At 33.4% G+C, this 15,259-nt stretch carries 16 protein-coding genes; 15 read left to right on the top strand and 1 reads right to left on the bottom strand.

Features of this window, described 5'->3' with window-relative positions:
* The first annotated feature begins 10 nt into the window (after positions 1-10).
* The 11 genes from pabB to C7448_RS12945 all read left to right on the top strand — a co-directional run bounded on the left by pabB (position 11) and on the right by C7448_RS12945 (position 10,793).
* A complete protein-coding gene (gene pabB, locus C7448_RS12995; RefSeq protein ID WP_115901818.1) occupies positions 11-1,321 on the top strand; it encodes an aminodeoxychorismate synthase component I in 1,311 nt (436 codons plus the stop codon).
* A 44-nt stretch (positions 1,322-1,365) separates the two neighbouring features.
* Complete coding sequence (locus tag C7448_RS12990) at positions 1,366-1,878, top strand: hypothetical protein (RefSeq protein ID WP_115901817.1); 513 nt, start codon at positions 1,366-1,368, stop codon at positions 1,876-1,878.
* A complete protein-coding gene (locus C7448_RS12985; protein WP_115901816.1) occupies positions 1,879-2,703 on the top strand; it encodes an alpha/beta hydrolase in 825 nt (274 codons plus the stop codon). It begins immediately after the preceding gene.
* 12 nt (positions 2,704-2,715) lie between these two features.
* Entirely contained in the window at positions 2,716-4,029 is a 1,314-nt protein-coding gene (tilS, locus tag C7448_RS12980; protein WP_115901815.1) for a tRNA lysidine(34) synthetase TilS, read from the top strand.
* A 24-nt stretch (positions 4,030-4,053) separates the two neighbouring features.
* Positions 4,054-6,018 carry a protein-disulfide reductase DsbD family protein gene (locus tag C7448_RS12975; protein ID WP_115901814.1) on the top strand — a complete coding sequence of 655 codons (1,965 nt, stop codon included), beginning with the start codon at positions 4,054-4,056 and terminating at the stop codon, positions 6,016-6,018.
* A 79-nt stretch (positions 6,019-6,097) separates the two neighbouring features.
* The gene (locus tag C7448_RS12970; protein WP_115901813.1) at positions 6,098-6,670 is read left to right on the top strand and encodes a DUF4126 domain-containing protein; all 573 of its coding nucleotides are present in this window, start codon (positions 6,098-6,100) and stop codon (positions 6,668-6,670) included.
* Between the two features lie 32 nt (positions 6,671-6,702).
* Positions 6,703-7,065 carry a hypothetical protein gene (locus tag C7448_RS12965; protein WP_115901812.1) on the top strand — a complete coding sequence of 121 codons (363 nt, stop codon included), beginning with the start codon at positions 6,703-6,705 and terminating at the stop codon, positions 7,063-7,065.
* A gap of 40 nt (positions 7,066-7,105) precedes the next feature.
* Positions 7,106-8,641 carry a YifB family Mg chelatase-like AAA ATPase gene (locus C7448_RS12960; RefSeq protein ID WP_115901811.1) on the top strand — a complete coding sequence of 512 codons (1,536 nt, stop codon included), beginning with the start codon at positions 7,106-7,108 and terminating at the stop codon, positions 8,639-8,641.
* 149 nt (positions 8,642-8,790) lie between these two features.
* The gene (locus C7448_RS12955) at positions 8,791-9,798 is read left to right on the top strand and encodes a TlpA family protein disulfide reductase (protein ID WP_115901810.1); all 1,008 of its coding nucleotides are present in this window, start codon (positions 8,791-8,793) and stop codon (positions 9,796-9,798) included.
* A gap of 111 nt (positions 9,799-9,909) precedes the next feature.
* On the top strand, positions 9,910-10,188 hold the full coding sequence (locus C7448_RS12950; protein ID WP_245939480.1) for a hypothetical protein: 279 nt from the start codon (positions 9,910-9,912) through the stop codon (positions 10,186-10,188).
* A gap of 98 nt (positions 10,189-10,286) precedes the next feature.
* Positions 10,287-10,793 (top strand): ferritin, encoded by a 507-nt coding sequence (locus C7448_RS12945; RefSeq protein ID WP_115901809.1) that lies wholly within the window; start codon positions 10,287-10,289, stop codon positions 10,791-10,793.
* 85 nt (positions 10,794-10,878) lie between these two features.
* On the opposite strand, the gene ahcY is transcribed toward C7448_RS12945, so the two are convergent.
* Positions 10,879-12,195, bottom strand: coding sequence for an adenosylhomocysteinase (gene ahcY, locus C7448_RS12940; RefSeq protein WP_115901808.1), 1,317 nt, complete (start codon positions 12,193-12,195; stop codon positions 10,879-10,881).
* A 62-nt stretch (positions 12,196-12,257) separates the two neighbouring features.
* Here ahcY and C7448_RS12935 point away from each other — a divergent pair, with 62 nt between their 5' ends.
* The 4 genes from C7448_RS12935 (at position 12,258) to C7448_RS12920 (ending at position 14,571) form a co-directional block, all read left to right on the top strand.
* Positions 12,258-12,884 (top strand): 4'-phosphopantetheinyl transferase family protein, encoded by a 627-nt coding sequence (locus C7448_RS12935; protein ID WP_115901807.1) that lies wholly within the window; start codon positions 12,258-12,260, stop codon positions 12,882-12,884.
* A 196-nt stretch (positions 12,885-13,080) separates the two neighbouring features.
* On the top strand, positions 13,081-13,341 hold the full coding sequence (locus C7448_RS12930) for a hypothetical protein (protein WP_073182558.1): 261 nt from the start codon (positions 13,081-13,083) through the stop codon (positions 13,339-13,341).
* Positions 13,325-13,957: a nicotinamide riboside transporter PnuC gene (gene pnuC / locus C7448_RS12925; protein ID WP_115901806.1), complete on the top strand. Its 633-nt coding sequence runs from the start codon at positions 13,325-13,327 to the stop codon at positions 13,955-13,957. Before C7448_RS12930 ends, pnuC begins: the two co-directional genes overlap by 17 nt.
* Positions 13,918-14,571 (top strand): AAA family ATPase, encoded by a 654-nt coding sequence (locus tag C7448_RS12920; protein WP_115901805.1) that lies wholly within the window; start codon positions 13,918-13,920, stop codon positions 14,569-14,571. Before pnuC ends, C7448_RS12920 begins: the two co-directional genes overlap by 40 nt.
* The last annotated feature ends 688 nt before the right edge of the window (positions 14,572-15,259 follow it).

Raw genomic sequence — 15,259 nt, 5'->3', positions numbered from 1 at the left:
TTTTGTGGCGATGTCAAGAACCGTCCGTATTTTTTCTATAGACACCCCTGAGCTATTCAAACAAAAACTATTTGTTTGGGCTACACAATTTGAAACTGCTGTTTGGTTAGATTCTAACAACTATGAACAACAATACAGCTCTTTTGATTGTGCTTTAGCTGTAGAAGAGTTTACTTCTATTAAAACAGATTACTATAATGCTTTTGATAAACTAAAAGAATATCAATCTTTCACCAAAGACTATATCTTTGGCTACATTAGCTATGATGTTAAAAATGATACTGAAAAACTAAGTTCAAACAACTTTGACGGGCTTCATTTTCCTGATCTGTATTTTTTTCAACCTCAAAAGTTAATTTTCATCAAAGGAGATACAGTTGAATTTCATTACTTACAAATGATTGATGATGAATTAGAAGAAGATTTTGAAGACATCATTGAAACGAATCCTACTATTCAAAATCACGAACAAGAAGAAACAGATGACGTAAAAATAAAACTACGTATCCATAAAGATGAATACCATCAAAAAGTAGAAAAAGTACTAGAACATATACATAGAGGAGACATTTATGAAGCTAACTTCTGTCAAGAATTCTATGCAGAAAACACAGTTATAAACCCATATAAAGTATATACACAGCTAAACAAAATATCAGAACCACCGTTTGCAACGTTTTTTAGAAACGACAATCATTACCTACTATCCGCAACTCCCGAGCGATATATTAGAAAAGAAGAATCAAAAATCATATCACAACCTATAAAAGGAACAGCAAAACGTTTGATTGATCCTATTGAAGATAATAAAATTGCTTTTGATTTAGCTCGTGATGAAAAAGAACGCTCAGAAAATATTATGATTGTAGATTTGGTACGTAACGACTTATCAAGAACAGCTAAAAAAGGAAGTGTTCAAGTAGAAGAACTATGTAAAGTATACTCGTTTAAACAAGTACACCAAATGATTTCTACCGTAGTTTCAGAAATTGAAAACACCACACACCCAGTTGATGTAATTAAAGACACTTTTCCAATGGGAAGTATGACTGGGGCCCCTAAAATTTCGGCAATGAAAATTATTGAAGAATTAGAAGAAACCAAACGCGGTTTATATTCTGGTACAGTCGGCTATTTTACTCCAAATGGCGACTTCGATTTTAACGTAGTTATCCGAAGTATTTTATACAATGCAGAAAACAAATACGTTTCATACTCCGTTGGTGGAGCTATTACAGCTAAATCTACCCCAGAAAAAGAATATGAAGAATGTTTACTCAAAGCCAAGGCTATGAAGTTTGTACTAACAAACAAAAGTTAGTTATATTTATAGCACATAACTTAAAAAAACTAAATCCCCATAAAATGAAAAACACAATTAAAATTATACTTTTCGTTGCTATTATTGCATCAATGACATCTTGTAAAGTTAACAAGTATTCATTTTTAAACAACTACCCTACTAAAACTGTTCCTTTAATTGACAGTACAAACTTTAGTAATCATGCTGAAGGCAAATTATTAACCAAGCCACAACAAGAACTTTTAAAACTTCCTTCTATTTTTGAAGAGCAATTAAACAATGAAAAAGCTAAAATTGGGGTTTCTTATCTTCCTAAAATATCAGAAAACTTTCAATCAGTAGTATATTATTTTTATCCTAATAACACTGAACTAATTTCTATGTTAGTAAACTATGATGATAAATTTAATATTATCAATAGTCAAGTATTAGCTTATGATGAAATAGCAGAAGGTATGTTAAAAACTACTTCTACTCTTAATAAAAATAGTATTGAATTGGTAGAGTATATTTCTGACACCCCTTCTACTATTATTTTTAATATTTTAGAAGACGGAAACATTACGAGAGATTAGATGACACACAATATATTTACATTCAACTTTCAAAAAACTGAATTTTTCGGTCAATATTGGCAACCAGAAAGCGTAAAAGCTGTCGTAGTATTAATTCACGGAATGGGCGAGCATTCTGGTAGATATGAACACGTTGCCCAAAAGCTAACCGATAATAATTTTGGTGTAATTGCTTTTGACCACTTCGGTCATGGTAAGACAACAGGAAAAAGAGGACATAATCCAGGTTACAACTATGTATTAGAAAGTGTAACTAAATTAATTAATAAAGCCAAAGAGGTTTTTGGCGACAAACCCATCTTTTTATACGGGCATTCTATGGGAGGAAATACTGTCGTTAATTACACACTTAGAAAAGAACACAACCTAAAAGGAGTTATAGCTACAAGTCCGTTTTTACGTTTGGCTTTTCAACCACCCGCATGGAAGCTTTCGTTAGGAAAAGTAATGCAAAAAATTGCTCCTTCAATTACCTTAGGTAACGAATTAGACGCAAACGATGTATCACGTGACCCTATTGAAGTTAAAAAATATAGTAATGACCCATTGGTTCACGATAAAATAAGCCCTAATTTCTCTTTATCTTTTATTGATGCTGGTAAATGGGCTATTAAAAATGCTTCCTCTTTAAAAACTCCAATGCTATTATTGCATGGTACAGGAGATAAAATCATTGATTATAAAGGAACAGAAGCATTTGCTAACAATACACCTAAAGCTAGTATTAAACTATATGAAGGCGGATATCATGAGTTACAAAATGACTTATGTAAAGAAGAAATGTTACAAGATGTTGTAAACTGGTTAAACACTCAATTACAATAGTTATTTACCTATATGCTTCAAGAATTAGCAACACATATTAACGAACAATTTCCCTTTTTAAAAGAGAAAAAATTACTCATAGCTATTTCTGGAGGTGTTGACAGTGTAGTACTAACACACCTTTTACATAAACTACAATTTAATATTTCATTAGCACACTGTAATTTTCAATTAAGACGAGAAGAAAGTGATTTAGATGAAGTGTTTGTTAAAAGGTTAGGAAAAAACTTGAATATCCAAACATTTACAACAAACTTTAATACCAATGAATACGCTACTAAAAATAAATTATCAACACAATTAGCAGCTAGAGAATTACGTTACGATTGGTTTGATAAACTAAATCAAAAAAATACTTTTGATTATACCTTAACAGCACATCATGCTGACGATAATTTAGAAACCTTTATAATTAACCTATCTCGTGGCACAGGTTTAGAGGGCTTGACAGGCATCCCTTCAGTTAATAAAAATGTTGTTAGACCTTTACTTATTTTTTCACGCGAAGAAATTCTAAATTTTGCAAAACAGAACAATATTGAATGGCGTGAAGATAAAAGTAATGCTGAAACAAAATATGTAAGAAACAAGATTCGTCATCAAATAACACCTGCACTAAAAGAGCTGAACCCCAGTTTTTTAGACAACTTCAATAAAACAATTGGTTATTTAAAAGAATCTCAGCAAATTGTTATTGATAAAATAGAAGAAATCACCAATGAAATCGTTTCAAAAGAAGGTGATTTATTAAAAATAAATATCGAGAAACTGTTAAAGTTATCCAATCCCAAAGCATACCTCTACCAGCTGTTAAAGCCTTATAAATTCACGGAATGGAACGATGTTTATAACTTAGTTTACGCTCAGTCTGGTAAGCAGATTTTAACAAAATTTTATACTTTGTTGAAAGACAGAGATTTTTTATTACTTTTACGCACTAATGAAAAAAGTTCTTTTGAGGACGAATATTTCATTATAAGGGAGGAAAACAAAGAAATTACAGCACCAATCAAGCTGCTACTAAAAAGGGTTCAAAAAAAAACTAATGCTGACAATAAAAGTATTTACGTTGATAATGAACTGCTTAACTTCCCGCTAAAACTTAGACGGTGGAAATCCGGTGACTTTTTTTATCCTAAAGGAATGTTAGGGCGTAAAAAAGTAAGTAAGTATTTTAAAGACGAAAAAATATCAATTGTAAACAAAAATAAAATTTGGTTGCTCTGTTCCAGTAAAAATGAGATTATTTGGATAGTAGGAAAACGACAAGATAGACGCTTTTTACCAACAGAAAACACAACCAAACTATTAAAAATTAGTATTTAATTAACCCCATCAAACTACAATAGAATGAAAAAATTCTTTACTCTATTTTTATTATTCATAGGTTTAGCGGTATATTCTCAATCTGACGATAATCCCGTAGTTGTTACTCCTAAAGTAGAGAAAATCTCTGATACTGAGTACGACTTAATTTTTGACGTGTTAATTGCTGAAGACTGGCACTTATACTCTCAGTATAACCCAGAAGACGCATCACTACCTATGACAATTGCACCAGCAGAAGGGCAATCTGGATACACCTTAAATGGTAAAGCCAAAGAAAGCGAAACAGAAACTCAGTTTAGTGAAATCTGGGGAAAAGATGAAATATTTTTTGTCGACGAAGGTAAAATAATACAAAGAATCACTGTTTCTGACTCTACGTTAACAAAAATTACATTAAATCTTGATGCACAGGTTTGTAAAGAATACTGTTTGCCTTTTGATGAAGATTTCACATTCTCATTAACAGGTGAAAAAGTAGCACAAACTGTTGCAGAAGTAGATGATAAAAGTAAGGAGCTGTCTCAATCTTTAAATTTAGATTTAAAGAATACTGTTTTATTAAAAAGTTCAACTGATACAAATAGTTCAGGAGAAGACGAAGACAATAGCTTATTAAACATTTTCTTATTAGGTTTCGTTGGTGGATTGTTAGCTTTTTTAACTCCATGTGTATTCCCAATGGTTCCTTTAACTGTATCTTTCTTTACAAAACGCACAGAGAAAAAAGGAAAAGGTGTTGGTAGTGCTGTTTTATACGGTTTCTTTATCGTGTTAATCTATGGATTAATAAGTCTTCCTTTCCATTTCTTAGATACATTAGATCCTGAAATTTTAAATAGTATTTCAACAAATATTTGGTTAAACTTATTTTTCTTTGTTATTCTAATATTCTTCGCAGGTTCATTCTTCGGTTTTTATGAATTAACATTACCTAGTTCTTGGAGTAATAAAGCTGATAGCGCCTCTAATGTTGGAGGAATACTCGGAATCTTCTTTATGGCACTAACTTTAGCTATTGTATCGTTCTCTTGTACAGGCCCTATTTTAGGGTCATTATTAGCAGGATCGTTAAGTGGAGGAGCAACACAATTATCAGTAGGTATGGTTGGATTTGGTTTAGCATTGGCGTTACCATTTGCTTTATTTGCAATGTTCCCTAACTGGTTAAACACATTACCAAAGTCTGGTGGGTGGTTAAACACTGTTAAAGTTGTTTTAGGTTTTATCGAATTAGCTTTTGCTTTTAAATTCTTATCAAATGCAGATTTAGTAGGTCATTGGGGATTATTAAAAAGAGAAATATTTATTGGAATATGGGCTTTAATTGCATTTTTATTAGCACTTTACTTATTTGGGTTTATTGGTAAAAAATACGGTAAAATAACTCTTTTTAGAGTGTTATTAGGATTAGGTTCTTTAGGTTTAGCTGTATATTTAGCTCCAGGAGTTATGGAAAAACCAGCTTGGAGTCAAAATAAATTATTAAGTGGTTTTGCACCTCCTAAATTCCATAGTATTTACCAAAAAGACAACCACTGTCCTCTTAACCTAAACTGTTTCAAAGATTTTGATGAAGGTGTTGCTTATGCAAAGTCAGTTAACAAACCAGTGTTACTAGACTTTACTGGATGGGCTTGTGTAAACTGTCGTAAAATGGAAGAAAATATTTGGAGTCAACCAAACATTTACTCTTTAATTAATGATGACTATGTATTAATTTCATTATATGTAGATGATCATCAAAGAACATTACCAGAAGAACAACAATTCGACTTTATTAAATCTAACGGAAAAGTAAAAAGAATTAGAACTTATGGTGATAAATGGGCTACATTACAGGCAGCCAACTTTAAAACAGCTTCTCAGCCATTCTATGTATTAATGAGCCCTGAATTAGAGGTATTAAACTCACCTCAACAATATACAGATCATGCAACTTACTACAATTGGTTAAAAACTGGTTTAGACAGATTTAACTCTAACTAATTTTGGTATAAATATTATATATTTAAAAGCCTCTTTTTTAAAAAAGAGGCTTTTTTTTATATCTTTCAATAAAAAACACATGACACCAGAAACAATTATCAGCATATTTTTAGGAATTGGTTTAGCAGCTTCTGTAGGTTTTAGAGTTTTTCTACCATTGTTTGCTTTGAGCCTTGCTGGATATTATAATATTATCCCTTTAAATGAAAACTGGGCTTGGGTAGCAAGCTCAACAGCTATCATAACCTTAGGAGTAGCCACTGTTTTAGAAGTATTTGCATATTATATTCCTTGGTTTGATAATTTACTCGATACAATAGCAATTCCATTAGCAGCTATTGCTGGTACCGCAGTTATGGCTTCAACAATAACTGATTTATCTCCAGTAATCACTTGGGCTTTAGCAATTATTGCTGGTGGAGGAACAGCCTCTGCTATTAAAGGAACTGCCGCCTCTACTCGACTAACCTCTACCGCAACAACAGCTGGTGTTGCAAACCCTGTTATTTCTACTGTAGAAACAAGCTCTTCTATCATAATGTCTCTCTTTTCTATTTTTTTACCTGTAGTGGCTGTTATGTTAGTGGTTTTAATATTTATTGGTATCCGTAAAATGTATAAATACATTTTCCCTAAATCAAAAGAGGCATAATTATTGGTACTATTTTTTATAAATCTAACTTTATGAAAAATAGTATTACTACCGTTTTTCTAATAGCAGTCATATTTTCTACTACAGCCCAAGAAGTTGATAAAAAGGAGAAAGCACCTAAAAGTATTTATACTTTTTCTAACCCCTCTTCTACTTTTTATGATTCATCAACAGTTAATAAAAATCTAGATTTAAATGGATTATCATTTTTTATCGTAAGTCAACAAGACATTGATAACAACTCTTTTTCCATTTCTTTTAATAAACTAAGTAAAAAGCCAACGTCGTTAATTTATGATGATTATACAGATTATCAGAATAACAACCTTTTAAAATGTTTCTTAAAAAAGAATGATCCAACTCATTGGAACCCAAAACAAATGCGATTACAATAAATTTTATTTTTTTCTCTATCTTTAGCGAAAAGAGAAAAATATGCTAGTAAAAGTCTATGGAAGTGCTGTTTTTGGTATTGAAGCAACCACAATTACTGTTGAAGTAAATATTGATAAAGGTATAGGATATCATTTAGTTGGTTTACCCGATAAAGCAGTAAGTGAAAGCTCGTATCGAATTTCTGCTGCCTTAGCGAACAACAGTTACAAACTCCCAGGAAAGAAAATCATTATTAACATGGCACCTGCCGACATACGTAAAGAAGGTGCTGCATATGACTTAACCTTAGCTGTAGGAATTTTAGCTGCCTCAAACCAGATAAAATCAGAACATATTGACGAATATATCATTATGGGAGAACTTTCTCTTGACGGTAGTTTGCAACCTATAAAAGGAGCTTTACCTATAGCTGTCAAAGCACGTGAAGAAGGTTTCAAACACTTTATTCTCCCAAAAGAAAATGCCAAGGAAGCTGCCATTGTAAATGACTTAAATATTTTAGGAGTAGACAACATTATGGAAGTTATCAATCATTTTGATGGAAACAAACTAATTGAACCTACAACCGTTGATACGCGAGCTGAGTTTTACAAACATATTGACTTCCCTGAGTTTGATTTTGCTGATGTAAAAGGACAAGAATCTATAAAACGCTGTATGGAAATCGCAGCAGCTGGTGGACATAATATTATTCTTATAGGACCACCAGGGGCAGGAAAAACAATGTTAGCCAAACGTCTTCCTTCAATCTTACCTCCTATGACTTTGCACGAAGCACTAGAAACTACCAAAATACATTCTGTCGTAGGAAAAGTAAAGAATACAGGTTTAATGTATCAACGTCCCTTCCGCAGCCCTCATCATACTATCTCTGATGTTGCACTCGTAGGCGGTGGACAATACCCACAACCTGGAGAAATTTCTATGGCACATAATGGTGTGCTTTTTTTAGATGAGCTTCCAGAATTTAAACGTACGGTTTTAGAAGTCATGCGTCAGCCCTTAGAAGATAGAGAAGTTACCATATCACGAGCTCGTTTTACAGTAAATTACCCTAGTAGTTTTATGTTGGTAGCAAGTATGAATCCTAGTCCTTCAGGATATTTTAATAATCCGGACTCACCTGTTACCTCCTCCCCTGCCGAAATGCAACGCTACTTAAGTAAAATTTCTGGTCCATTGTTAGATAGAATTGACATTCATATTGAAGTAACCCCAGTTCCGTTTGACAAGCTATCTGATGAACGAAAAGGAGAAAGCAGTGTAGATATTAGAAAAAGAGTTACGCTTGCCCGAGAAATTCAAACAAATCGATTTAAAAACTTTGAAAACATTCATTACAATGCTCAAATGAATGTAAAACAAATTCGAGAATTTTGTAAGCTATCAGAAGAAAGTAAAAACTTGTTAAAAATTGCCATGGAAAAACTAAACTTATCCGCTAGAGCCTATGATAGGATTTTAAAAGTATCTCGTACCATTGCCGATTTAGCTTCCTCAAAAAACATACAGTCTGAACATATTACTGAAGCAATTCAATATAGAAGTTTAGATCGTGAAGGTTGGTTAGGTTAAAATTAAAACTTAATTATTGAGTCATAGTGTTATTAAATAGCCAACTATGAAAACAGTTAGAGAAACGTTAAAAAATTGTATTTTCATATAAAATCACTAATTTAGGCGTTTATAAAAATGCTGGATAGCAAAATTTAACATACACCCTAATGAAAAAACTAATTTACTTATTGGCAATTTCTATTGCCTTAGTTTCATGTAAAAAGGAGCAAAAAGATTATGTAACTTTTTCTGGAAAAATCACCAACAAAAACTCTGATTCAGTGGTTATTTCTAGCCCTCAATTTAAGTTTAATAGAGTTATTAAAGTTGATGAAAACGGAACTTTCAAAGACACTATGAATGTAAAAGATGGGTTCTACAGACTTTTTGACGGTAAGGAATATGCTACTTTATACTTAAAAAATGGAGCGGATATTAACATGACTCTTGACGCCAAAGAATTTGACGAAACTATAACTTATACAGGTACAGGTTTCGAAGAAAGTGCTTTCTTGGCTAAAGCCTCTTTAGAGCAAGAAAAAATATTTGGAGACAAAGAATTAATGGACTTACCAGAGTTAGATTTCAGATCTAAAGTTTCATCTTTTGTTGATGACTTTAATAAGAAATTTGAAGGAACTTCGTTAGACTCTGCGTTCGTAGTAAGTCAAAAGCAAAATATTTTAGGCCTTGAAAACTATCTAACAAAAGTATATAACGACAAACAATATTTAGCGAAAAAATTAGCTAAAGGTATGGAGTCTCCTAAGTTTGTTGATTACGAAAACAATGCTGGTGGTACTACTTCTTTAGATGACTTAAAAGGTAAATATGTTTATATCGACTTGTGGGCTACTTGGTGTCAACCATGTAAAAACGAAATTCCTTTCTTAAAGAAAGTAGAAGAAAAATACCACAACAAAAATATTGAGTTTGTAAGTATCTCTGTTGACAGACAAAAAGATTACGAAGCTTGGAAGAAAATGATTGTTGATAAAGAATTATCAGGAGTTCAGTTATACGCTAAAGAAGATAAAGCTTTTATGGATGCCTACAGAGTATCAGGAATCCCAAGATTTATTTTATTAGATCCAGAAGGAAACATTGTAGATTCTAATGCTCCAAGACCTTCTAATCCTAAATTAGTTGAGTTATTCAAATCATTGAATATTTAATATCTTAGTATTAAAAGACGTTTATAATATCAAGGCTCGCAAATTTGCGAGCTTTTTTATTGCTTTAAATTATTCTTCTTTAGATTCATTAAAAATAATTATATTTGCCGAATGAATTTTTTAGTTGAAGAATTATCGTTTAAATTATCTTGTGGTAGCAGAAACTGTTATCAACTAGATTTAGGCTATAAAGTAATTGATTTTACTTTTTGCCAACTATTAGCCTTCAGAAAAAAAGTACTGCAACACACTTCTTACGAATCGTTAGAAACCATTATTAACGGTGACAACTTCATACTTCTTTTTGCAGCAGACAATAAGCATGTATTATTCTTAGATGTACCTCAACTTATAGAGCTCAGAGAACTTCTTTTAGCTGTTTTTAAGTAGAAATTCCGTTTACTAAGACTAGCTTTAAATTAGGTTCTCTATTCTTTTTAGAGCCTTATAATCTGTATCTTTATACTATTAAAACTAAACAAAATATTATGGAAACAGCAATAAGAAGAGACATGATTTTAGATGTGGAAGTAGTTGATTTGCTAAACCACCAAATAACAATGGAGCAACAAGCATCTTCTAAATATTTAGCCATGGCATCGTGGTGCGATCAAAGAGAGCTTAGAAATAGCGCTTCATACTTCTATAAGCAAGCGGAAGAAGAAAGAGAGCACATGATGAAGATTTTTAAATTTGTTAACGATAATGGTGGTAGTGCAATGTCACCTGTAGCTACTGAAGTTGCTCACGAATTTGAAAGCTTACGAGCTATTTTTGAAGCTTCTTTAGATGCAGAAATAGAAGTTACCAAATCAATTCACCACGTATTTAAAACCGCAAGAAAAGTAGGGGACTTTACTTCTGAAATCTTTTTACAATGGTTTGTAACAGAACAAGCGGAAGAAGAAGAAAAAGTAAGAGATATCTTAGACCTAATTGGTTTAATGGAAGATATGCCATTAAAAATGATTGATGAGCGTATTCCTACTGAATAAGACTTTTATAAACAGTATAAAAAAATCCCGCAACATAGTTGCGGGATTTTTTAAGTCTTGATTCTTGACTCTTGATTCTAAGAATTTAGTATCTATAGTGTTCTGGTTTATATGGACCTTCAACAGTTACACCAATATATTTCGCTTGGTCTTCACGTAACTCAGTTAACTCAACACCAATCTTAGCTAAGTGTAATTTTGCTACTTTTTCATCTAAATGTTTTGGTAACATATACACCTCATTTTTATACGCATCAGCATTATTCCATAACTCGATTTGTGCTAAGGTTTGGTTTGTAAATGAGTTAGACATTACAAAACTTGGGTGACCCGTAGCACAACCTAAGTTTACTAAACGTCCTTCAGCTAAAACAATGATGTCTTTTCCGTTAAGGTTATATTTATCAACTTGAGGTTTAATAGTATCTTTGGTACTACCATACTTTTCGTTTAACCAACCCATTTGGATTTCGTTATCAAAGTGACCAATGTTACAAACAATTGTTTTGTCTTTCATTGCTTCAAAATGCTCAGCTCTTACGATATCTTTGTTTCCTGTTGTAGTGATTACAATATCAGAATTACCAACAACCGTTTCTAGTTTTTTTACTTCAAAACCATCCATAGCCGCTTGTAACGCACAAATAGGGTCAATTTCTGTAACAGTAACGATAGAACCAGCTCCTTTAAAAGAAGCAGCAGTACCTTTACCAACATCTCCATAACCACAAACAGTTACACGCTTACCAGCTAACATAATATCTGTTGCACGACGAATCGCATCTACAGCAGATTCTTTACATCCATACTTATTGTCAAATTTCGATTTAGTAACCGAATCATTTACGTTGATAGCAGGCATTGGTAACGTTCCGTTTTTCATACGCTCGTATAAACGGTGCACACCCGTAGTTGTTTCTTCAGATAAACCTTTAATTCCAGGAGCTAACTCAGGATATTTATCTAAAACCATATTGGTTAAATCTCCACCATCATCTAAAATCATGTTTAATGGCTTCTTATCTTCTCCAAAAAATAACGTCTGTTCTATACACCAATCAAACTCTTCATCTGTAAGTCCCTTCCAAGCATACACTGGAGTTCCAGCAGCAGCAATAGCAGCAGCAGCTTGATCTTGTGTAGAGAAGATATTACAAGAACTCCAAGTAACCTCAGCCCCTAAAGCTTGTAACGTTTCAATTAAAACCGCAGTTTGAATCGTCATGTGTAAACATCCTGCAATTCTTGCACCCTTTAAAGGTTGCTCATCTTTATACTCTTCGCGTAAACTCATTAACCCTGGCATTTCAGCTTCTGCCAATTCAATCTCTTTTCTTCCCCAATCAGCTAAAGAAATATCTTTAACTTTGTAAGGAATATATGTTGCAGTTTTTGTGCTCATATTTTTGTATATTTATATATCTTAAATTTGAGTCGCAAAATTACGAAATAACTTTCTAAAATATGCCTCTTTACAAAACATTAACGGTAAACAACCATGCTAAAGCATTGATTTGGAAGATTGAAGAATCTTTTGAGCAACTTTCTAACGGTGTTTCTTTAACAAGCGGAAATCAACAAAGAGTAAACGGCATGAAGTCCGATTTACACCAAAGAGGCTTCATGAGTGTACGTCACTTACTTAAAGAAGTTGGGTATACCGATGACGATTTACTGTATGATGGCTACGGAAAACCACACTTAAAAGACGGCAAATTCATTTCAATAACCCATTCGTTTATCTTTTCAGCAATTATTATTTCTGATACACAACCTGTTGGGATTGATATTGAAATGCAACGCGACAAAATTGTAAAAATAGCACATAAGTTTACTCCGATAGAAGAATACAAATCCATTGCCAATCACGATGCTTTGGTAAGCAAACTCACCATTGTTTGGGGAGCCAAAGAAAGCTTGTATAAAATCTACGGAAAGAAAAAACTCCGCTTCTTAGAGAACATCTATATTGAAGATTTTTCTTTTGAAACGAACGTGACAACTGGAAAAATTCTATACGAAGGAGAAACTTTTGAATACGGCATTCAGTTCTTGGAAATAGAAGGTTTTACTTGCGTGTGTGCCTGTTAAAAAAGGCATCATACCCTACTACTCCAAAACTCTGCAACCCAAAAACTCTGCATCTTTGAAACTTAAAAAAACTCCCAAAACCTTTCCCACACAACAACAATCTGCATCTTTGAAACTTAAAAAAACTCCCAAAACCTTTCCCACGCAACAACAACTTAACTTTAGTAACTTTGCATCTTTCTAATTAGGAACAACCATGAAAATATCCGTAGAATTGACCTTAAGTCCGCTTCAGAACGAATTTGAAGAACCCATTATCAATTTCATCAAAAAACTAAGAGCCTCGGGATTAACCGTTTTAGAAAATCCGTTAAGCACACAAGTGTATGGAGATTATGATACCGTGATGCGTTTGGTTACTTCTGAATTGAAAAATGCCTTTGAATTGATTGATAACGGATTGCTATTCATGAAAATCGTAAAAACCGATCGTAGCGATTATGAGCCAACTTTTTGATTTCCTTTTTGGGCAGTATGCTGAGTACAACCCTATTGATGTTTGGCTGGAAATTGTTGCCGTAATCTTTGGTTTTTTATCCGTTTGGTATTCAAAACAGAATAAAATTTGGGTATTCCCAACGGGGATGATAAGCACCGCTATTTTTGTATACCTCCTATTAAAATGGGAATTATTAGGCGATATGATGATCAACGGGTACTACTTTATTATGAGTGTATACGGTTGGTATATCTGGACACGCAAAGTAGACGCCACCCATGTAACTCCTATCTCCAGAACCACACTTAAAGAAAAAAAACAAAGCGTAGCCATATTTATAACCACCTTAGTTTTCGTCTATGCTGTGTATACCGTTTTTGATAAATGGACAAGCTGGACAGCTTATGTAGACACGGTTACCACTGCCATTTTCTTTGTAGGAATGTGGCTTATGGCAAAACGAAAAATAGAAAACTGGATTTATTGGATTATTGGCGATATTATCTCCGTTCCACTGTACTTTTACAAAGGATTTACCTTTACCAGTTTTCAATATTTATTATTTACCTTTATAGCAATTGCAGGATATTTAGCATGGAAAAAGCACTTACACAACACCCCATCAACCTTGTAAAGGTGGTATTATTTGGACCTGAAAGCACAGGAAAAACTACACTTTCTGGTCAGTTAGCACGTCATTACAATACCGTTTGGGCTCCCGAATTTGCGCGTGAATACTTGCAAGACAAGTGGAACAACGAACGTAAAACTTGTGAACAACACGATTTAATTCCGATTGCTGAAGGACAAATGGGCTTGGAAAATGAATTGGCTAAAAAAGCGGATAAAGTACTCATCTGCGATACCGATTTGTTAGAAACCAAAGTATATTCTGAAGCGTATTATGGCGGATTCGTAGATCCGAAATTAGATGAAGCTGCTATTGCAAACACCTACGATATTTATTTCTTGACCTATATCGATACGCCTTGGGAGGCCGATGATTTACGCGACAGACCCGAGCAACGTTTGGAAATGTTTAAAGCGTTTGAAAATGCGTTGAAAAAATACAACCGTCCGTATGTGTTGTTAAAAGGAGATAAAGAAACTCGTTTGAAAAAAGCAGTTACAATTATTGATGCCTTACTCACTAAAAAAGAAAACTTGTACTCTTTTTCCGACACCCTTACTGATTTAGACATGCACTTCATGCACCAATCACCCGATACGCCTAATTACGATTTGTAAGCATTGCTAAATATCATTCCGTATTTCATGTCATTACTATAATAGATAAACGTCATTTCGAGCGATAGCGAGAAATCTGTTTAATTCTAGTTACAAACACTATTGAAAATTCCTAACACCCAACCATAAGATTTAGCGCTGCTGAACCTTGAGATTTCTCACTTCCGTTCCACTTCAGTTCGAAATGACGCAAATTGTCAATTCGAGTGAATTTTGCGATTGAAAAGAGCATAATTTATATCGAGAATTTAGGACTTAGACGCTGGAATAGTTCTCGATATCGCTACTGAACCTTGCGGTTTCTCAGTCGCACACTCCTTCGAAATGACAGCTATTAATTATTATAACATGAAAAAAACAACCTAAACGTCATTCCGAACGACAAAGGAGGAGGAATCTCTTCAATAGGAGTAACTACTACCCTTTAAAGCTCCTAACCACCAACTAAAAGATTTAGCTCCGCTGAACCTTGAGATTTCTCACTTCCGTTCCACTTCAGTTCGAAATGACGCAAATTGTCAATTCGAGTGAATTTTGCGATTGAAAAGAGCATAATTTGTATCGAGAATTTAGGACTTTGACGCTGGAGTAGTTCTCGATATCGCTACTGAACCTTGCGGTTTCTCAGTCGCACACTCCTTCGAAATGACAGCTATTAATTATTATAACATGAAAAAAACAACCTGAA

It is taken from the genome of Tenacibaculum gallaicum (assembly GCF_003387615.1).
In the GTDB taxonomy this organism is placed as follows: Bacteria; Bacteroidota; Bacteroidia; order Flavobacteriales; family Flavobacteriaceae; genus Polaribacter; species Polaribacter gallaicus.
This window is presented reverse-complemented; position numbering and strand designations above follow the sequence as displayed.